A 19,084-nucleotide genomic window follows, 5' to 3' on the forward strand; every position below is an offset into this window, starting at 1 on the left:
TGATCCTGTCCCAAGTATGCACGGCGCCTCGAACCCCAATGAGCGGTTTTTTACAAAAACGATAGCGTTTTATAACATCCGCGAGCTCAGCCTGCATCCAGAATATGGAAAAAGTGCAATAAACGTGGCCGAAACACCACGTTGGACTGCCTAAAAAACCGCCGTCAGCCCGTCAAGAGGCGAACGGAGCCGGGATACCAGGGGCCGCATGAAGCGCCCCAAGGAGACACCATGTTCACATTCCTGCTGGGGATCGTCGCGGTCCTCGTGGGCGGGGCCGGCGTGCTTGCCAGGCACGAGGCACAGGACCGCCCGCTCGACCATTTCGACCTGCCGCCCGCCATGTCCGTGGCCGCCGTCGGCGTGCCGAACATCACGATGGAGCCGTTCTCCGAGCTCAAGTATAAAAACATCGTCCACCAGGCCTACGACTACAGTTGCGGCTCGGCGGCGCTCGTCACGATCCTCAAGTACCACCTGGGCCTCGACGTCACCGAGCAGCAGTCGATGGAAGGCATGATGGCCTTCGGCGAGAAGGAGAAGATCATCGAGCGGCGCGGCTTTTCGCTGCTCGACATGAAGCGCTACCTCGCCTCCATCAACGTCGACAGCGCGGGCTTCCGCGCCGAGATGTCGGACCTGCTCACGCTCGATTCGCCGGGCATCGTGCCGATCGACTACGCGGGCTTCAAGCATTTCGTCGTGCTGCGCGGCGTGCGCGGCGGCCTCGTGTTCCTGGCCGATCCGTCGGCCGGCAACATCACGTTCTCGGTCGAGGAATTCGCCACCCTGTGGGACCGCAACACGCTGTTCATCGCCTATCCGCAGAAGGGCCATCCGCCCGCCCTCAAGCTGGCCCTGGCCGACAACGAGCTCGGTGTGGTCGACATGGACCGCATCCGCGACCGCGGCCTGCAACGCCCCATCGATACGCAGCTCGGGAACGAGCGCCTGCTGAACGGCTTCGGCGGCATCTCGATCCGCAAACAATAGACCCACCACGAAGGACCACCATGAAGATTTCCACAATGTTGGCGTCCGCGCCGGCGCTGGCTTGCACCCTCCTGTTCGCCGCGCTGTCCGCGCGCGCGCAGGACACGGCGAGTTCCTCGGCGCTGAACACCGCTACGACGGGCACGCCGCCCGCCCCGGCAACGTCCGACGCCGTGCGCGACGCGCTGGCGAAGAAGGACACCGATGCCGACAACACCACGCTGCTGAAGGAAACGCTGACCGCCGTCGACAAGCAGTACTCGCTGATCCGCAAGGGCAAGGTGCAGCTGAACTACGAGATGAACTACGCGTACATCGGCCAGGAAAAGATCAACACCGACCTGTCGTCCGGCACGGCCACGCTGTTCTCGATCGAGAACACGAACTCGCACACGATCACCAACACGATCCTGGCGGACTACGGTGTGCTCAACAACCTGACGGCCAACGTCACGGTCCCGCTGATCAGCCGCTATTCGGATGGTGCCGGCTTCTCGGGCGTGTCGCACACGATCGGCGACCTGGGACTCGGCGTGCGCTGGCAGCCGCAGGAGGTCAAGCGCGACGAGATCGCGTACACGATCACGGGCGGCCTGCGCCTCGCGACGGGCACGAGCCCGTACAAGGTCGACGTGAACAAGGGGCTGGCCACGGGTTCCGGCGTCAACACGTTCAACGTCGGCGCCAACCTGACGCGCATCGTCGACCCGGTCGCGCTGTTCGGCTCCGTCAACGTGGGCTACAGCATGACGGCCAAGCACCTGAGCCAGCAGCTGTACGGCGCCACGCTGCGCCAGGTGAAGCCGGGCGCCAGCTTCGGCTTCGGCCTCGGCTTCGCGTATGCGCTGTCGTACAAGATCACGACGTCGTTCTCGTTCCAGGAATCGATCCAGGCCCGCTCCACGCTCACGTTCGACAACGGTGCGCAAGGGCAGACGCAGACGCAGAGCGCCGGCATCCTGTCGATCGGCGCGGGCTACCGCATGTCGCCCAAGACCACCGTCAACGTGACGGTTGGCGCCGGCCTCACCGCGGCCGCGCCGAACCTGTCGCTGACCGTGAGTCTGCCGCTGTCGCTGTGAGGCCGCTGCCATGACCGTCGCGCCGTCATCGAACGCTCTACCTGCGCGCCGCCTCGTGCGCGCGCTCGCCGCGGCCGGCCTGGCCACGGTGCTGGCGCCCCAGGCGCATGCCGGCGTCACCGACAATCTGGTCACGAGCCCGACCGCGATGGCGATGGGGAATGCGGTGACGGCCGACCCGCCCGGCATCGAATCGATCCACTTCAACCCGGCCGGCCTCGCGCGCCTGACGGGCACGCAGAAGATCGACTCCGTGTTCGTCGCGGCGATCCGCAACACGAACCACTTCGTCTCCGCGCCCGACATCGACATCGGCGGCTTCAAGGACGACCCGATCAACGGCAAGTCCAGCGGGCCCGTGCGCCAGGCGCTGGAGATCCCGTTTTACGGCATCCCGAAGTTCCGCCTGCCCGCGGTGCTGGTGCCGACCCTCGGCATGTCGTATAACGCGCCCGGCTCGCCCTGGACGTTCGGCACGCTGGTGTACCTGTCGGCGGCGATGAGTATCGACCGCACCAAGGACCCGGACGATCCGGCGCGCTTCGACGGCCGCCTCGTGCAGTTGCAGCGCCTCGTGTACCTGTCGCCGTCGGCCGCGTACAAGGTGTCGGACACGCTGAGGATCGGCGTCTCCGTGCCGATCGCGTATTCCGCCTTCGCCATCAACACGGACTTCCGCGCGCCCAACAAGCTGCTCGGCACCGTCGGCCAGTTGCAGAAGGCCGTCTGCCCGGACGGCAACGGCACCGTGATCGACACGCTGACGTTCGGCCTGTGCGGCGGCGGCCCGGAAGGCATGGTCAACCCGTTCAAGCGCGCCGCCAACATCGACTTCGACTTGCGCGCCTCGTTCGACCCGACGATCAACCTGGGCGTGCTGTGGGAACCGAAAAAATGGTTCGCGTTCGGCGTCGTGTACCAGGGCGGCACGCGCACGACCTACACGGGTTCGTACATGTTCCACAGCGACCCGATGCTGCGCAGCTTCGTGCGCGGCCTGAATTCCAGCCTGCTGGGGCCCGTCGTCGGCGCCATCACCGGGATGCCGCAGGAGATCCCGGAATACCAGTCGGGGAACATGACGGCGAAGATCCCGTTCCCGTGGCGCGTGCAGGCCGGCGTGAAGCTGATGCTGACCGACTACGTGCAGGTCAACGCGGACGTCAGCTACGCCGACTGGGCACAGTGGAACCAGCTGACGTTCCGGTTCGACCGCAGCGTCAAGCTGCTCGAGATGGCGCGCCTGTTCGGCTACGCGAATTCCAGCGAGGCCACGTTCAAGATGGGCTTCCGGAGCGTCGTCAACTACAGCCTCGGCACGCAGCTGAACCTGACGAAGAAGCTCGCGCTGCGCTTCGGCTACGAGCCGCGCAAGAGCTCGATCCCGGGCGACAAGATGAGCCTCCTCGCGCCGCTGCCCGACACGAAGCTCAAGAGCGTGGGCCTGCGCTACCGCTTCGACAACGGCGGCGAAGTGAACGTGACAGCCAGCTACATGAAGGGCACGTACAACATCCCCGCGCGCAGCGACTGCAACCTCAACTGCGACAACTTCTTCAACCTGATCTACAACCCCTATGCGGCCACCGACGTGTCCGGCAGCCTGATCGTGAAATACGCAGGCGCCTCGTACACGCGGCCGTTCTGACTTTGACGTGGAGAGATGACGATGTCCCGAACGATGTATGTGACGATGGCCCTCGGTATGGGCCTCCTGGCCGGCGGCGCGCGCGCCGAAGGCATGAACGGCGTGCCCGCCGCCAAGCAGGCGCTCGTGCAGCGCGTGCTGGACAAGATGGGGCTGGAGTCCGTCGGCCTGCAGATGCTGCAGGCGCCGGTGGCCGACCTGCTGCGCCAGTCGCGCGTGGTGGTGCAGAGCCGCGTGCCGGCCGACAAGCAGGACGCGACGATGAAGGACATCACGGCGGAGGCGACGAAATTCGTCGAGCAGGAGTCGCCCGCGCTGCGCACGAGCACGCACGCGATCGTGCAGGCCAGCGTGGCGCCGCTGCTCGCGCAGAAATTCAGCGAGGACGAGTTGAAGCAGCTGGCCGGCATCCTCGAGTCGCCGGTGCTGGCGAAGTTCGAGAGCGTCGTGCCGGAGATGAAGAAGACCGTCGGCGAGAACGTCGCCAAGGCGAATGCGGCGCAGATCCAGCCGAAGATGACGGACCTGCAGAACCGCGTCGGCCTGAAGCTGCGCGCGGCTGCCGGCCAGTGAAGGAGGGAAGGGCATGAGCGACTGGATGACGAGACGCGCGGACAGGTCCCGGCTGGGCCAGATCCTGATCGAGAAGAAGCTGATCTCGCAGGAACAGCTCGACGCGGCAATCCGCGCGCAGCAGGAGAGCGGACGCAGGCTGGGCGAGATCCTGGCCGACATGAAGCTGATCACCCAGGCCCAGGTACGCGGCGCCGTGCGGCGCCAGCGCAGCCTGCGCATGGCCGCCGCGCTGGCGACGGCGCTGCTCGGGCCCTTGCACGCCTACGCGGCGGTGGCCGCTGCACCTGCGGCGGCGGTGTCCACGCGCCTGCCGGGCGAACGGGAAGCGGGACGTGAGTTCGGGCGCGGCTTGCGCGCGCTGAGCGATGCGGAGCTGGGCGACGTGTCGGCCCAGGGTCGCAACGACGACGCCCTGCGCGACCAGGCCCGCCAGGCCGAGCTGCGCCTGATCGCGCTGGCCGCGCAGAACGGCCAGCAGGGCCTGCAGACGGCCGTGCAGCATGCGCTGCCGAACGACGGCGTGCGCGTGCTGGGCGAACTGGCGACGGTGCTCAATCCGCTCACCATGCTGCTGTCGGCCGATACGACGGTGCGCGACGTCAGCTACGATCCGGACAACTCGCACGCGACGGTGAACAAGGACGGCTCCGTCACCTTGCGCCTGCCCAGCACGATCGGCGAGATCAGCTTCAACAACATCCGTGTGGGCAGCCACCCGGGGCCGACGTTCGGCAGCGTCGAGATCCACGACATCGATTTGCGCGGCACGACGATCACCGTCAAGCCGATCACGCGCTGAGCGACGGCGGAATGGAAAACGCCCCGCGGCGAGCGGGGCGTTTCGTCGTTGCGCGGGGAGCGTGTCAGCGCAGGCCGAGCAGCGCCAGCACGCGGTCGCGGCTGACGCCGACCAGTGCCGACGTCAGCGCCAGCAGCGACTCGTAGTCCGTGCTGGCCGCGGCCTTGGCGAAGTCGTCGGCGGCGAGCGTCACGTTCGGCGCGGGCGTCTCGGCCTCCGCCACCTGGGCGCTGGCGGCCGCCAGGGCGTCGCTGGCGGCGACCTGCGAACGGTGCACGCGTTCGAGCGCCTGCACCACTTCGCGCAGGCTCTGGCGCAGCGCATCGGCGTTGCCGGTGTCGGCGTTCACGGTCCACCGGTCCGGTGCCAGGTTGGCCGGCACTTCTTCCGTCGTCACGCGGCCGCGGCCGCTCACGCCGATGCTGTCCTTGATGGCCGGCCAGTCCGATTCCGACGCGAGAAAGACGAGTTCGCCCTTGTCGTCCAGGCGCGCGCGCACGCCCATCGGGGCGAGGGCGCGGTCGAGGGCGCGTGCGATGTCCTGGTTCGACTGGTCTGGATCGATGTTGACGGACATCTGCGGGCCGCCGACGCTGCCCACCGAGAACGACAGGGTCTGCGGCGCGCTCTTGCGCAGCGAAGCGATGTCGAGGCCGCGGATGCGGAAGCGCTGTACGGCGGGCGCCGCCGAGTAATTCAGGTTGCTGTCGATGCTGGCGCCGCCGTCCTGCCGGCGCGAGGCCAGTGTCTTCGTCAGCTGGCGGACCTGGGCTTCGAGCTGCAGCCGGGCACCGTTGCGGGTGCCGGCCAGCTTGGCGGTCAATTCGCCCTTCAGGGTTTCGAGTTGCGTGGAGACGCGGTCGAGGTAGTCGAGCGCCTGCTGGGCGCGCGCCACCTGGTCCTGCAGGCCGCCATCCAGTTGCGCGACGCTGCCGCCGGCGCGCAGCGGCGCTGCCGTCACCTGGGGCGCGGCCGGAGCCGACGCCGATGTGCCGTCGGCGGGCGTCGTGGGACGTGCGGGAAGCAGCGGCGAAGGTGCGTTCGTCCGGGGGGCGAGCGTGCCGCCGGTTCCGCCGGCGGTCGTGGGTCTGAGCGTGGTATCCATGGCCATCACAGTGCCGCGAACAGGGACAGGTTGCCGATCTTGCTATAGGCCTTGTAGCTGGCCTGCAGCGCCGTCTGGTAGCCGTTCAGCTCGATGGCGGCGGAGCCGACGTCCAGCTGGCCGATGTCCAGGATCGCCTTCTGGTTCGACAGGCTGACGTTCTCGTGGTTGGAGTCCAGCGTCTTCAGAATGTTCTGCTGGCCGCCGAGGACGGCGATCTTGCCGGACACGAGGTCCATGGCCTGGTCGAACCCGCCCAGGGCGGACGACAGGACGCTGCGCACGGCCGGATCGTTGGCGTTGACGCCGCTGGCCGACAAGGTGCTGATCGTCTGGTCGAGCTGGTTCAGCAGGTTTTCCATGCCCTTGACGTTCTGGTTGCCCACCTGCGTGATGCCGTTGCCGACCACGACGAGCTGGTCGTTCGTGTTGCCGGCATAGCTGTAGCGCGAACCGAGCGGGGCGGTGGCGTCGTAGGCGATCGGGGCGGTGCCCGTCGCGGTGCCGGAAAAGATGTGGCGGCCTTCCTGGTCGATCGCGTTGGCCGAATACAGCAGGCTGTCGCGCAGCGACGTCAGCGAGACGACCATCGCGTTCAGGTCGCTCGGCGTGTTGGAACCGTCCGACGCCCACACGAGCAGGTCGCGGCCCGAATGCATGTCGTTGACCATGTTCTGCAGCGAACCTTCGTTCTTCGACAGGCGGATCTGGACGGCGGCGATGTTGTTGCGATACTGCGTGACGGCCGCTTCTTCGCGCTTCAGGCGCGACAGGCGCACGCTGTCGACCGGATCGTCGGACGGCGTCTGGATGCGGTTGCCGTTGGCCATCTGCTGCGAGATGTAACCGATGCGCTCCTGGTTGGCCTCGAGCGATTGAGTCATCATCGCCTGGTATTGGCTGGTGGCGATACGCATGCTGTTCTCCCTTAACCCATCATTTGCAAGGTGGCGTCGAACAGCGCGTTCGCGACGGACATCACCTTCATGTTGGCCTGGTACATATTCTGGTATTCGACGAGGTGCACGGCTTCCTCGTCCTGGTTGACGCCACTCGTCGATTGCCAGTCGGCCTGCGCCTGGTCGCGCATCGTCTGCGTGGTGGCGAGGGCGCTCTTGTTCTGCTGGCTGTCGACGGCGAGGCGGCCGACGAGCTGCGTGTCGGCGTCGCTGATCATGACGCTGCCGATGTTGGTCACGGTGATCGACTGGCTCTTGATGTCGACGAGTTTCTGCAGGTTGCCGGTGTCGCCGGGCGTGCCGTCGGCGGAAAATGCGAGATCGGACGTCTGGAAGCCGCTCGCCACCTGCAGCATGTTCGAGCTGCTGCCCGCGTTGTAGACGAACAGCGGTTTGCCGGGCGTGCTGCCGTCCATCGCATAGCCGGCCGCGAGCTGGGTGTTGACCTTGGCGGCGATCTGCTGCGCCATGTCGGCCACGCCTTGCTGCAGCGGCAGCAGGGTGTCCTGTTCATACGTCGACAGCCCGCCCAGCTGGCCGCCCGCCTTTGTGGTGTCGAGCTCGAAGCTGGTGCCGGCGAACGTCAGGCTGAACGTCTGCGCCGCGCCGCCGCTGACGGACAGCTTGCCGGCCACGCCGCCCAGCACGAGCGACTGGCCCGTCTTGAGCGACACGTTGCGCGTGCCGTCGGGCTGGTCGCTGACTTCCAGCCCCATCTGGCTGGCCAGGGTGTCGATGGCCTGGTCGCGCGCGTCCACGAGGGACGAGGTGTTGGTGCCGGACGCGTTGGCGTTGGCGATCTGCGCGTTCAGCGAGGCGATCGCCCCGATCGTGCTGTTCGCCGAATCGATGAGCGCGCTGCGCTGCTGGCGCACGGACTGCAGCTGGGCGTTGAACACGTTGTTCAAGCTGTTGAAGCGCTGGCCCAGCAGGCCCGCCGCCGTCACCACCTGCTGGCGCAGCGGGGTCGACGTCGGGTCGACGCCGGCCACGGCGTTCAGCGCCGAGAAGAAACCGTCAACGCCGCTCGACAGGCTGGCGCTGTCGTCGCCCATCACCTGTTCCAGCTGCGTGAGGTAAGGCTGGGTCTGCGAATGCGCGCCGAGGTCGGACGCGCTGCGCCACAGCTGCTGGGTCTTGTAACCGTCGGAAAACCGCATCAGATCGGTCACGCGCACGCCGTTGCCGGCCTGGAACGAACCGGCTGCGGGCGCGACCGCGGACAGCAGGGCAGACTGGCGGGTGTACCCCTTGGTTTGCAGGTTGGCGATGTTCTGGCTGCTGGCCGACAGGGCCAGCTGGGAAGCGACCGCTCCGGACAGGGCGTTGTTCAGGATGCTCATCGTGCGAGTCTCTCTTGTGCGTGATCAGTAATGACAGGCGACCGTTCAGCTCGTTTTATTAAGCGGTGCCGGCAATATCTGCCGCAAAATCGCGTCGGCGACGCCGAACGCGCGCTGGTGTGCCATATTCCCCGCCAGCATGTTGTCCACCATGTCCGTCATGTCCTGGTTGACCTTGTCCTTGGTCGGGCTGTCGTCCGGCGCGATAGTGCGCGTGCTCTCGCGCATCTGGTGCAGCATGTGCGAGATGAAGAAGCTCTCGAACTCGACGGCCGCCTTGGTCGCCTTGGCGACGAGCGCCTTGTCGGGCGCGGCCGGCGCCGCTGCGGCGGGCGCGACCTTGTCATCGCCCGAGGCCTGGTCCGGCTTGCCCGGATCGATGGATTGGATGTTGTTCAGCATCAGATTACCACCAGTTCGCCTTCGATTGCGCCGGCCTGATCGAGCGCCTGCAGGATGGCCATGATGTCGTCCGGCGAGGCGCCGAGACTGTTGACCGTGTCGATGATGGTCTGCAGGCGCGCGCCCGCAGGCCAGTGGAACATCTGGCCCGAGCCCTGGTCGACCGAGACCTTCGACTGCGGCGTGACTTGCGTCTGGCCTTTGGAGAACGGCCCCGGCTGGCTCACGGCCGAGCTTTCCGAGATCACGACCTTGAGCGAACCGTGGGTGACCGCGGCCGATTTCACGCGCAGCCCGTCGGAAATCACGACGGTGCCCGTGCGCGAATTGAACACGACGCGCGGCACTTCCTCGCCCGCTTCCACGACCATGTTTTCCAGCTTGGCGACGAACGCGACGCGCTCGGTCGGGTTCGCCGGCGCGACGACTTCCACGCTCGTGCCGTCGGCCGTCGTCGCGACCTGGCCGAAGCGGCGGTTGATCGCGTTCACGACGTTCGTGGCCGTATCGAAGTTCGGGTGGCGCAGGCGCAGCAGCACTTGCGGGCGGGTGGCGAAATCGGTCGGGATCTCGCGCTCGATCTGGGCGCCGTTCGGGATGCGGCCGCCGGTCGGGGTGTTCACCGTCACCGACGAGCCGCTCTTGCCGGACGCGGAGAGGCCGCCGACGACGAGGTTGCCCTGGGCCAGCGCATACACTTCGTTGTCGGCCGCGCGCAGCTGGGTCAGCAGCAGCGTGCCGCCGCGCAGGCTCTTCGCATCGCCCAGCGACGAGACGGTCACGTCGATCTGCTGGCCGCGGCGGTAGCCGGGCGGGAACACGGCCGACACCATGACGGCGGCCACGTTCTTGTTCTTCGCTTCCTCGCCATCCGGCAGCTTGACGCCGAACTGCTTCAGCATGTTGACGACGGACTGGCTCGAGTATTTCACCTGCGTCGAGTCGCCGCTGCCGTTCAGGCCCACGACGAGGCCGTAGCCGACGAGCGGATTCTCGCGCACGCCTTCGACGCTGACGAGGTTGCGCAGCGGCTGGCTGCGCGCCAGGATGGCCGCGTCGGGGCTGGCCGCGGCCGTCTTCGGCAGCGCGGGCGCCGCGAATGCCGGCAGGGCCAGCAGGGCGGCCATGGCCGCGGAAACGATGCGTTGGAATCGGGTCATGGGATCGTCAGAACGGCATCAGGGGGCCGGTGAAGAAGCGGGTCAGCCAACCTGGGCTGTTGGCGTCGGCCAGCGAACCCTGGCCGGAATAGGCGATGCGGGCATTGGCCACGCGCAGCGACGACACCTGGTTTTCGTTGTCGATGTCGGCGGCGCGCAGGTAACCCTTGATGCGCACGAACTCTTCGCCCTGGTTCAGCTGCAGGCGCTTTTCGCCGGCCACGCGCAGCAGGCCGTTCGGCAGCACTTCCTGCACGAGCACGGTGATGGCGCCGGACAGCGCGTTCTGCTGGGTGCTGGTGGCGTCGCCGTTGAAGCTGCGGTCGCCGGAGACGCTCAGGCCCGTACGGCCGAAGGTCTTGCCGAGCGCGCCGATCGGGTTGACGGACGCGGACGAGCCTTTGGAAAAACTGGTCCCGGCCTTCTTGCTGGCCTGGGTCGTTTCCTGCAGCAGGACGGTGACGACGTCGCCCACGCGGAACGCGCGCGCGTCCGACGTCAGCGAGACGGTGTCGGTGGTGAACACGCCGCCCCCGACGCCGCCGCGCGCCGGCTGCGTTTTCGGCAGGGCGAGGGCGTCGTCTGCCGGGACGTTGGTGGGCAGGGGAGCGCGCGAGGAGGCGCATCCGGTCAGCACGAGGCTGGCCGCCATCCCGGCGGCGAGGGCGATACGTTTCATGGTCAGCGGGAAGCCTGGGACAGGTATTGCAGCATGTTGTCGGCGGCCGACAACACCTTCGTGTTCATCTCATAGGTACGCTGGGCGGCGATCATGTCGACCATCTCTTCGACGACCTGCACGTTCGAGCCTTCCAGCGCGCCCTGCTTGATCTTGCCGAAGGCGCCGTCGCCGGCCTTGCCTTCGTTCGGATTGCCACTGGCCGCCGTTTCCTGGAACAGGTTCTCGCCCAGCGCCTGCAGGCCGGCCGGGTTGACGAACGTGGTCAAGGTCAACTGGCCGAGTTCCGTCGGCGCGGTATTGCCGGGGACGGTCGCGCTGACCATGCCGTTTTCGCCGATCGTGATCGACGTGGCGTTGTTCGGGATGGTGATCTGCGGCACCAGGGGCAGGCCCTGCGCGTTGACCAGCACGCCGTTCGAATCGACTTGCAGCTGGCCGGCGCGGGTGTAGGCCGGCTGGCCGTCCGGGCGGCGCACCTGCAGGAAACCGTTGCCGGTGATGGCGACGTCGAGCGGCTGGCTCGTCGTCTGGATGCTGCCGTTGGTGAACACCTTCTGGGTGCCGACGATGTTCACGCCGTTGCCGAGCTGGACGCCGTTGCTGACCGTGTTGTCGGCCGTCTGCGCGCCCGGCTGCTTGTCGACCTGGTAGAACAGGTCTTCGAACACGACGCGGTCGCGCTTGAAGCCGACCGTGTTCACGTTGGCCAGGTTGTTCGCGATGGCCTGCAGTTTCGCATCCTGGGCCTGCACACCGGTCTTGCTGATCCACATTGCTGGATTCATGGTTTCACTCCTGTATTCGTAGGTTGGACGTGCGTCAGCCGCTGATCAGCTTGTTGCCCGCTTCATTCATGCCGTCGCTCGCCTTGAACAGGCGCATCTGCACCTCGAAGCTGCGGTTCAGGCTCATGGTGGCGACCATTTCCTCGACGGCCGAGACGTTGCTGCCCTCGAGCGCGCGCGGGCGCACCTTGACGCCCGGGTCGGTCGGCAGGTTGGCGCCGTCGCGCGCGACGACGAGGCCGGCCTCGTTCTTCGTCAGTTCGGCGCCCGTGGCGTTCACGAGGCGCAGCTTGTCGACGACCTGCATCTGGGTGGCGCCTTCGGTCAGCACGGAAATCGTGCCGTCCGTACCGATCTCGACCGCGGTGTTCTGCGGCAGCACGATCGGACCGCCTTCGCCCAGCAACGGGTGGCCGTGCACCGACAGCGCGCCGTCGGGGCCGATCTCGATTTCGCCCGAGCGGGTATAGGCTTCGCCGTCGCCGTACTGCACGGCCAGGAAGCCCTGGCCGCCCAGTGCCACGTCGAGGGGGCGGCCCGTCTCACGGATGGCGCCGGCGCGGGTCGAGATCATGTCCGACTGCATGACGGACAGATGGCGGTCGTCGAAGCCGTAGCCGCCCAGCTGCTGCTGGCTCGCCACTTCCATGCTGGCGCGGAAGCCGGCCGTGTCGAGGTTGGCCAGGTTGTTCGCGTGCACCTGCTGCGAACGCATCAGGCGCTCGGCGCCGGAGACAGCGGTGAAGATCAGTTTATCCATGGCGTCTCAGGCTTACAGGGCCTGCATCAGGGCCTGCATCATCTGGCTTTCGGTGGTCAGGACCTTCGAGTTCGCCTGGTAGTTGCGCTGCGACGTCATCAGGCCCACGAGCTGCGACGTGATGTCGACGTTCGAGCCTTCCAGCGCGCCCGTGTTCAGCTTGCCGGACAGGCCCACGCCCGGCGGGTCGATCAGGGCGGTGCCGGACTCGGCGTTGGCGACCCAGCTCGTATTGCTGATCGACGACAGCGCGCCTTCGTTGGCGAACGTCGCGAGGGCGACGGTGCCGACGACCTGCGACTGGTCGTTGCTGTACTTGGCCACGAGCGAGCCGTCGCCGGACAGTTCCACACCGACGAACGAGCCGGACGCATAGCCGTCGCTGCGGTTCGTCGTGGTGCTGGCTTCACCGGCGAAGCGGGTCGTGCCCGTGTAGTCGATGGCGACACTGCCGGCCGACGCGCCGTTGGCCGCCGGGATGGCGACCGTGGAGCCGGTCGTGCCCGTCAGCTGACCGGTGGCGTCGAACGTCAGCGCGGCCGGACCCGTGACGGGCGCGCCGTCCAGCGAGTAGTACACGTTGATGGTGTTCGCGTCCTGCTTGGCGAAGTATTGCGACAGCGTGTGCTGGGTGCCCAGCGAGTCGTACGCGATCGACTGTTTCACCATGTTGTAGGTGTCGCTCTTGGTCATGTCGAAGCCGGCGGCCGGCATCGTGGTCCAGTCGGCCGACAGGTTGCCGACGTATTTGATGCCGGTCGTGGCGACGGCCGCGATCTGGCCGGTCGGGACCTGGATGTCGCCCACCGGGCCCAGCGCGCCGCCCTTGGTCGGACCGTAGCCCTGCACCTTGTTGCCGTTGCTGTCGATCAGGTAGCCCTTGGTGTCGGTCGAGAAGATGCCGACGCGCGAGTACTGCGACGTGCCCTGGCTGTTGACGCTGACGAAGAAGCCGCGGCCGTCGATCGCGGCGTCCAGGCCGCGGCCGGTGGTCTGCGTGCTGCCGTTCTGGCTGATGTTCTGCGTGACCGAACCGATCTCCACGCCGTTGACCTGGCTGCCGGCCATGACGGACGAGAAGTTGGCGCGGCCTGCCTTGAAGCCGTAGGTGGCGGCGTTGGCGATATTGTTCGAGACGGTATCCAGTTGTTCGTTGATGGCCTGGATGCCGGACAGTGCGATGTCGAAGCTCATGTCGATTCCTTAAATGCGTTGCGGTCGAGGGAGGGCGTCCTGCTTCAGGAGCCGGTCTTGCCGTTGAAACCCGTGACGGACGAGGGGTCGACCTCGCCGACGTTGGCCACCTGGAGCACGACCTTGGTGCCGTTCACGTGCACGCTGTTCAGGCGTGCCGCGACTTCGACCGTGGGCGAGCTGCCGTCCGATGGCTTGGCCTGGATCGTGTACGAACCGGGCGCCAGGCCAAGGGCGTCCGGATCGATGGTGAACGGCTGCGCGCCCGTACCGGGGCCCAGTTCGATCGTATGCTGCTTGCCGTCGTTGCCGGTCAGGACCAGGTTCGTGCCGGCCGACAGGCCGTTCAATTGCACGGTGCCGGAGACCTTGCTGCCGTCGAGCTTGAGGGTGTTCGTCGCGACCGTGACGTCCGAGCCGACCTGGCCGCCCATGGCGAGCGTCTGCAGGCTTTGCAGCACGGTCGCGCTGGCCGTGCTGGTCGACGACAGGTTCTGCAGCGCTTCCGTCTGCGACAGCTGCGACAGCTGGTTGACGTACGCGGTCGGATCCTGCGGCGACAGCGGGTCCTGGTTCTGGATCTGCGCGACGAGGAGCTTGGTGAACATGTCCTTGTTGGCGCTGGTGGCTGCCTGCGTCGACACCTTGTCGGCGTTCGTGCCCGCGGTGCCGCCGAACTGGCTGTTGGTGGTGGAGTTCGTGGTCACCATGATCAGGATTCTCCCAGCTTGAGCAGCGACTGCTGCATGGATTTGATGCGTCCCAGGACTTCGACGTTGGTTTCGAAGGCGCGGCTGGCGGACATCATGTCGGCCATTTCGGAGACTTCATTGACGTTCGTGTAATAGACCATGCCGTCGGCATCGGCCTTCGGATTGTCCGGCTCGTGCACGCGGCGCAGCGGTTCCGCGCTCTCGACCACGTCGAGCACGCGCACGCCCGCGCTGCCCTCGTTGCCCATGACGGCCGCGAAGACCGGCTTGCGGGCGCGATAGGCTTCCGTCTCGGAGCCGGCCGCGACGTCGGCGTTGGCCAGGTTGCTGGCGATCGTGTTCAGGCGCACCGTTTGCGCCGCCATCGCCGAACCGGCGATCTGGGAAATGTCTTTGAAGCCCATTGTTGACCTGTTATTGACCGTTGATGGCTTTTGCCAGACCGCGCAACTGCATGTTGATGAAGGTCAGGCTGGTATTGAAATCGGAAGAGTTCTGACCGAACGCTGCCTGCTCGACGCCGATCTCGACGGTGTTGCCGTCGGCGCTCGGGTGGAACGGCACGCGGTACAGGGGCTGGTCGTCGGAGAGGCTGAGCTCGCCGTTCTCCGTGTCGATGCGGTCCTGGAGCATGGCGCCAAAATCGACGTCGCGGGCGGTGTAGCCGGGCGTGCTCTCGTTCGCGATATTCGCCGCCAACACCTTGGTGCGCTCGGCGCGCAATTCCAGCGCGTCGGCATGCACACCCAGTGCGTCTTTGAAATTAATCGTCATGTCAGGAACTCCTGTCGGTTGAACTTCGGTGTGATTGGTTAGAATCAGATTTTTTCCGCAGCCACTATTCTCTAATGATTGCTTTCTGTAAGGCAACCCTTGCCGCTTCGTCACTGATGTTTATTTCTGCGTTTGCGCAAGCTGCGGCACCGTCGATTCCGGTGCAAATTGAACAAGCGGCCCGTGCCGAACTGGAAAGGCAGATGGCGGCGTCGGGCTTGAGCGAACCGCAATTCGAGATCGCCGTCGTGGCGCCGCGTCCGACGCCGCCGTGCAGCCAGCAAGTGGCCATCGAAGCGCTCGATACCCGTTCTTCCCAGAGGATGCGCTTCGTAGCGCGCTGTCCGGACACCCCCGGGTGGCGGTACGAGTACACCGTCCGCGCGCGCGTGAGTGCCATGGTGGCAATTGCTGCGGCGCCTGTCGCGGCGAATGAAGCGTTGTCCGACGCACAAGTCACGATCGAGCGCCGTGATATTTCGAACATTGCAGACCCGATCAGTAATCCGGCTGACGCGGTCGGACAAATGTCTCGTCGCATGTTGCGTCCAGGAGACATTTTGCGCAGCGGGCAGCTCAGCAGCCCCGTTTTGGTGAAGCGGGGCGATGCGGTCATGATGGTCGCGCGGCGCGAAGGCATCGAAGTCAGCATGGCCGGAGAAGCATTGGATGCGGGCGGGAAGGGCGCCGTCGTGCGCGTGCGCAATGCCGGGAGCGGGCAGGTGGTGCGCATGCGCGTCGCCGGACCGGGCACGGTCGAGCCGATCGATATGGAGCTCAACCGCTGACGTTCTGCAGTTTGCCGGCCAGGCGCGCGAGCTTGGCCGCGTAGGCCGGGTCGGTGGCATAGCCGCCCTTGGCCAGGCCCGCGGCGAACGCCTGGGCGTTGTTGCCGGCGCCGAGTGCAGCATGGAAGCGCGGATTGTCGATCAACATCTGCGCATAGTCGCGGAAGGCGCTGGCCTGGTCCGGGTAGGCGCGGAATTTCGCACTCGTCTTGATGGCTGCGCCGCCCACGTATTCGGTCGTGGCCGATTGCGCAACGTCGCCATGCCAGCTGGTGCCGGCCTTGATGCCGAACAGGTTATGGGATGAACTGCCGTCCGCATTGCGCAGCGGACGCTGGCCCCAGCCCGATTCCAGTGCCGCGTGCGCGGATACGAGCTCGGGCGCGACGCCCAGCTTGTCGGCCGCTTCCTTGGCCCACGGGGCAATGCTCTGCAGGAATGCCTGCTGGTCGGGCGACGTGTCGCTGCCGTCGCCCATGACGGCGGCCGTCGCTTCCTGGCTGCGTGCCGCCCACATGCGGCCTTCGGCGCTGAGCTGTGCGCTCGGGGCGAAGTCACCGCCGCCGTTCTGGATGAAATCGGCCACTTCGCCTTGCACCTCGTTGAAGATGCCGCCGAACTTCCCGCCGCCGTTGCCGATCGGCGCGGTGGGCGCCGTGGCTGCGGTGGGGGTGAGGGCGGGGATCGACGTCGTGAATTCAGCGTGGCGCATAGGTACCGTCTTCGCCGTGGAGCAGGCGTTGCATGATCGTAAATTGTTCGGCCATCAGGCTGCCGTTGCGGACGGTCGCCTGCTTGCAGTCGCGTACGAGTTCTTCCAGGCGGCTCCAGTCGGCCCGGCCGCGCGCGCACTGCGGCGGGGGCAGGCTGCCCAGCAGGTCGTCCATCGTGGCGTTCTGGCCCAGCAGTGCGCGGACGAGCTGCACGCGCTGGCGGCGGCGCTGTTCCATCGCGTCCAGCTCGGGCGTAAGCTGTTCGGCCAGCACGGTCAGTTCGCTGCCGTGGTGGCGCATCGCGGCCTGGAACTGGCGCTCCAGCAGGTCGCGGATCGTGCCGCAGGCGCCGAGGTCGGCCTCGACGCCGTCCAGCAGCCGGGCAACGGCCTGGTCGCGGGTGATGCGTCCCATGGATCAGCCCTTGCCGCCGCCGTGGAAGCGCTGGATCAGGCCGGCCAGGCGTCCCGCGTCGAACGGCAGCTCGCCCTTGGCCAGCGCATCGCGCAGCTCGGCCACGCGGGCCGCGTCGAAGTCGGGCAGGGCACCCAGCGCTTTCTGCGCGGGTTGCAGCACGGCGGATTCGAGGGCGTCCGTGCCCGTGGGGGCGCTCACCGGGGCCGCGGCCGGTGCGGCGGCACCGCCGGCCAGCGGCGTGATCGAGACGGAGGGCGTGGAGCCGCTGGAGATCTTCATGCGTGTTCCTCGGGTTTTCGATTGAATCGTCATGGTTTCTTTACCATCTGGCTGCGCAGCGCCTTCAGCGCCGCATCGTCCGTCCGGGACGTGGACACGTCCTCGGTGAGGGAGTCGGTGGCCGCCGGCGTCCCGAACATGGTCTTGATGGCAGCGGCTTGCTTGCCGGTCAGGATCAGCAGTTCGATACGACGGTTGGCCGAAGCGTCCGGATGGGCCGCGTCGATCGGGGCGCGGTCGGCCATGCCGACCAGTTGCAGGATGCTTTCGCTGCGCATGCCGCCGATGAGCAGTTCGGACCGCGCAGCCAGCGCGCGGTTGACCGACAGGCTCCAGTTGGAATAGCTGGTCGGTCCGGCCTTAGTGTACTGCAAGGAATCCGTGTGGCCTACGATCAACATCTGATTTTCCATTTTTTCGAACAAAGGTGCCATCGCACGCAACAGTTTTGCGAAGCGTTCGGTCGGCAGCGGGCTGCCGCGCACGAACATGCCTTGGCGATCCGTGTCGTGCAACATCACGCGCAAGCCGTCCGGTGTGATCACGGCGGCAAGATTCGATGCGAGACCGGCATCGGCGCTCATCTGCTCCAGCTGGTGCGCCAGCGCCGCCAGTTCGGACGGCGATTCGTAGCGCGTGCGCATCTCGGGCGTGTTCGATTTGTTGCCCGTGGCCGGTCCCTGGCTGCCGCCGTTGCTGTGCGGAAGCTGGAAGCGTTCGATCAGGCTGCCGGCCGGGCTGTTCTTGACTTCAGGCATGCCGCCCGAGCCTTCCATCAGGCCGGCGGCCGTGTTGTCGCGCACGACGGCCTTGGCCTGCTGCGCGTCGCGCGCGGCGATCAGCCACAGGACGAGGAACAGCGCCATCAGCGCCATGCAGAAGTCGGCGAACGCCACTTTCCACGCGCCGCCGTGCTCGTCGTCGTGATGCTTGCCGCCACCCCGCTTGACGATGGTCGCTTCGTGGTGCTTCTCGGCGCCTTTTTTGGTTGCTTGCACTTATTGCTCCAGGTCCGGTCAGGCCTTGCGCTTGGCGCTCGGTTCCTCGCCGTCGGCCATCGCGTTGATCCACGCTTCGAGCTGAGCGAAGCTGGGCTTGGTGTTCAGCTGGATCAGGCGGCGGCCCGCGTCGATCGCCAGCAGCGGCGGTTTGCCGGCCACGTGGGTGCACAGCACGACCTTCACCGTTTCCATCGTCGACGCCTCGGAATTGACGAGCTGTTTCATCATGCCGGAGATCGGATCGAGCACGCCGTAGCACATGAAGATACCGATGAACGTACCGACCATCGCGGCACCCACGCGTTCCGCGATCTCGGCCGTGTCGGCGCCTTCGCCGACGGAGTTCATCGTCATCACGATGCCCAGCACGGCGGCCAGGATGCCGAAGCCCGGCATCGCTTCCGCGATCTTGTGCAGCGATTTCGACGGCTGCGTCAGCTCGTCGTGGATGGCGTCGAGTTCCTGTTCGAGCACGCCTTCCAGTTCGTGCGCGTTGATCTTGCCCATTGCCATCAGGCGGAAGTTGTCGACGATGAAGGCCAGCAGTTTCGGCTCTTCCAGGATCAGCGGATAGCGCTGGAACATCGGGCTGTCCTTCGGTGCCTCGACGTGGGCGTCGAGCGCCTTCAGGCCGCCGGCCGCCGTCTGCAGCAGTTCGTACATCAGGAGGAGCAGCTGGCGCTGGAATTCGGAGTCGTGCTTGTGCTTGCTCGCGACGCGCTTGAACTGGGAAAAGAGCTCGGCCAGCACGTGCTTGGGGTTGCCCAGCACGAGGGCGCCCGTGGCGGCGCCGCAGATGACGATCAGCTCGGTCGGTTGCCAGATGGCGCCGGCGGTGCCGCCCATCATCGTGAAGCCGCCGAACACGGCGCCGAGCACGATCAGAATGCCAAGGATTTGCATGATTATTG

General features: G+C 66.5%; 23 protein-coding genes. 6 read left to right on the forward strand and 17 right to left on the reverse strand.

Annotated features, from left to right (window positions below; translation table 11 throughout):
• The first annotated feature begins 231 nt into the window (after nucleotides 1–231).
• From NX784_RS12320 to NX784_RS12340, 5 genes are read left to right on the forward strand one after another with little or no spacing between them, the layout of a single operon-like run.
• Entirely contained in the window at nucleotides 232–993 is a 762-nt protein-coding gene (locus NX784_RS12320; protein WP_258816951.1) for a C39 family peptidase, read from the forward strand.
• A gap of 20 nt (nucleotides 994–1,013) precedes the next feature.
• Nucleotides 1,014–2,075, forward strand: coding sequence for a transporter (locus NX784_RS12325; protein WP_258816952.1), 1,062 nt, complete (start codon nucleotides 1,014–1,016; stop codon nucleotides 2,073–2,075).
• A gap of 10 nt (nucleotides 2,076–2,085) precedes the next feature.
• Nucleotides 2,086–3,723, forward strand: coding sequence for an OmpP1/FadL family transporter (locus tag NX784_RS12330; RefSeq protein ID WP_258816953.1), 1,638 nt, complete (start codon nucleotides 2,086–2,088; stop codon nucleotides 3,721–3,723).
• A 21-nt stretch (nucleotides 3,724–3,744) separates the two neighbouring features.
• Nucleotides 3,745–4,296: a DUF2059 domain-containing protein gene (locus NX784_RS12335; RefSeq protein WP_258816955.1), complete on the forward strand. Its 552-nt coding sequence runs from the start codon at nucleotides 3,745–3,747 to the stop codon at nucleotides 4,294–4,296.
• Nucleotides 4,297–4,309: 13 nt separating this feature from the next.
• On the forward strand, nucleotides 4,310–5,098 hold the full coding sequence (locus tag NX784_RS12340; RefSeq protein ID WP_258816956.1) for a cyclic di-GMP-binding domain-containing protein, MshE-related: 789 nt from the start codon (nucleotides 4,310–4,312) through the stop codon (nucleotides 5,096–5,098).
• Between the two features lie 64 nt (nucleotides 5,099–5,162).
• Here the strand turns inward: NX784_RS12340 and NX784_RS12345 are convergent, their stop codons facing one another.
• From NX784_RS12345 to flgB, 12 genes are read right to left on the reverse strand one after another with little or no spacing between them, the layout of a single operon-like run.
• Entirely contained in the window at nucleotides 5,163–6,203 is a 1,041-nt protein-coding gene (locus NX784_RS12345; protein ID WP_258816957.1) for a hypothetical protein, read from the reverse strand.
• A 5-nt stretch (nucleotides 6,204–6,208) separates the two neighbouring features.
• Nucleotides 6,209–7,120, reverse strand: coding sequence for a flagellar hook-associated protein FlgL (gene flgL, locus NX784_RS12350; protein ID WP_258816958.1), 912 nt, complete (start codon nucleotides 7,118–7,120; stop codon nucleotides 6,209–6,211).
• An 11-nt stretch (nucleotides 7,121–7,131) separates the two neighbouring features.
• A complete protein-coding gene (gene flgK / locus NX784_RS12355; protein ID WP_258816960.1) occupies nucleotides 7,132–8,505 on the reverse strand; it encodes a flagellar hook-associated protein FlgK in 1,374 nt (457 codons plus the stop codon).
• 45 nt (nucleotides 8,506–8,550) lie between these two features.
• The gene (locus tag NX784_RS12360; protein WP_258816961.1) at nucleotides 8,551–8,907 is read right to left on the reverse strand and encodes a rod-binding protein; all 357 of its coding nucleotides are present in this window, start codon (nucleotides 8,905–8,907) and stop codon (nucleotides 8,551–8,553) included.
• Entirely contained in the window at nucleotides 8,907–10,067 is a 1,161-nt protein-coding gene (locus NX784_RS12365) for a flagellar basal body P-ring protein FlgI (protein WP_258816962.1), read from the reverse strand. Before NX784_RS12365 ends, NX784_RS12360 begins: the two co-directional genes overlap by 1 nt.
• 7 nt (nucleotides 10,068–10,074) lie before the next feature.
• Nucleotides 10,075–10,746, reverse strand: a complete 672-nt coding sequence (flgH, locus tag NX784_RS12370) for a flagellar basal body L-ring protein FlgH (RefSeq protein ID WP_258816963.1) — start codon at nucleotides 10,744–10,746, stop codon at nucleotides 10,075–10,077.
• Between the two features lie 2 nt (nucleotides 10,747–10,748).
• Nucleotides 10,749–11,534, reverse strand: coding sequence for a flagellar basal-body rod protein FlgG (gene flgG / locus NX784_RS12375; protein WP_258816964.1), 786 nt, complete (start codon nucleotides 11,532–11,534; stop codon nucleotides 10,749–10,751).
• A gap of 34 nt (nucleotides 11,535–11,568) precedes the next feature.
• On the reverse strand, nucleotides 11,569–12,294 hold the full coding sequence (locus tag NX784_RS12380) for a flagellar basal body rod protein FlgF (RefSeq protein WP_258816965.1): 726 nt from the start codon (nucleotides 12,292–12,294) through the stop codon (nucleotides 11,569–11,571).
• A gap of 12 nt (nucleotides 12,295–12,306) precedes the next feature.
• Nucleotides 12,307–13,488 (reverse strand): flagellar hook protein FlgE, encoded by a 1,182-nt coding sequence (locus tag NX784_RS12385; protein ID WP_258816966.1) that lies wholly within the window; start codon nucleotides 13,486–13,488, stop codon nucleotides 12,307–12,309.
• Between the two features lie 44 nt (nucleotides 13,489–13,532).
• Entirely contained in the window at nucleotides 13,533–14,198 is a 666-nt protein-coding gene (locus NX784_RS12390; RefSeq protein ID WP_258816968.1) for a flagellar hook capping FlgD N-terminal domain-containing protein, read from the reverse strand.
• A 2-nt stretch (nucleotides 14,199–14,200) separates the two neighbouring features.
• On the reverse strand, nucleotides 14,201–14,605 hold the full coding sequence (flgC, locus tag NX784_RS12395; RefSeq protein WP_166863524.1) for a flagellar basal body rod protein FlgC: 405 nt from the start codon (nucleotides 14,603–14,605) through the stop codon (nucleotides 14,201–14,203).
• Between the two features lie 10 nt (nucleotides 14,606–14,615).
• Nucleotides 14,616–14,975, reverse strand: coding sequence for a flagellar basal body rod protein FlgB (flgB, locus tag NX784_RS12400; RefSeq protein WP_166863522.1), 360 nt, complete (start codon nucleotides 14,973–14,975; stop codon nucleotides 14,616–14,618).
• A 74-nt stretch (nucleotides 14,976–15,049) separates the two neighbouring features.
• On the opposite strand from flgB, the gene flgA reads away from it, so the two are divergent.
• The gene (gene flgA / locus NX784_RS12405) at nucleotides 15,050–15,763 is read left to right on the forward strand and encodes a flagellar basal body P-ring formation chaperone FlgA (protein ID WP_258816969.1); all 714 of its coding nucleotides are present in this window, start codon (nucleotides 15,050–15,052) and stop codon (nucleotides 15,761–15,763) included.
• Here flgA and flgJ read toward each other — a convergent pair.
• The 5 genes from flgJ to motA are packed head-to-tail and all read right to left on the reverse strand — an operon-like array spanning nucleotide 15,753 to nucleotide 19,079.
• Nucleotides 15,753–16,475 carry a flagellar assembly peptidoglycan hydrolase FlgJ gene (gene flgJ / locus NX784_RS12410; protein WP_258816970.1) on the reverse strand — a complete coding sequence of 241 codons (723 nt, stop codon included), beginning with the start codon at nucleotides 16,473–16,475 and terminating at the stop codon, nucleotides 15,753–15,755. The two genes, flgA and flgJ, sit on opposite strands and share 11 nt — an antisense overlap.
• Entirely contained in the window at nucleotides 16,462–16,890 is a 429-nt protein-coding gene (gene flgN, locus NX784_RS12415; RefSeq protein WP_258816971.1) for a flagellar export chaperone FlgN, read from the reverse strand. The genes flgJ and flgN overlap by 14 nt, the downstream gene beginning before the upstream one ends.
• A gap of 3 nt (nucleotides 16,891–16,893) precedes the next feature.
• A complete protein-coding gene (gene flgM, locus NX784_RS12420) occupies nucleotides 16,894–17,172 on the reverse strand; it encodes a flagellar biosynthesis anti-sigma factor FlgM (protein ID WP_258816972.1) in 279 nt (92 codons plus the stop codon).
• A gap of 29 nt (nucleotides 17,173–17,201) precedes the next feature.
• Entirely contained in the window at nucleotides 17,202–18,170 is a 969-nt protein-coding gene (locus tag NX784_RS12425; protein WP_258816973.1) for a flagellar motor protein MotB, read from the reverse strand.
• An 18-nt stretch (nucleotides 18,171–18,188) separates the two neighbouring features.
• A complete protein-coding gene (gene motA, locus NX784_RS12430; RefSeq protein WP_370662932.1) occupies nucleotides 18,189–19,079 on the reverse strand; it encodes a flagellar motor stator protein MotA in 891 nt (296 codons plus the stop codon).
• Between the last annotated feature and the right edge of the window lie 5 nt (nucleotides 19,080–19,084).

This window comes from Massilia pinisoli, from assembly GCF_024753285.1.
Lineage (GTDB): Bacteria > Pseudomonadota > Gammaproteobacteria > Burkholderiales > Burkholderiaceae_D > Telluria > Telluria pinisoli.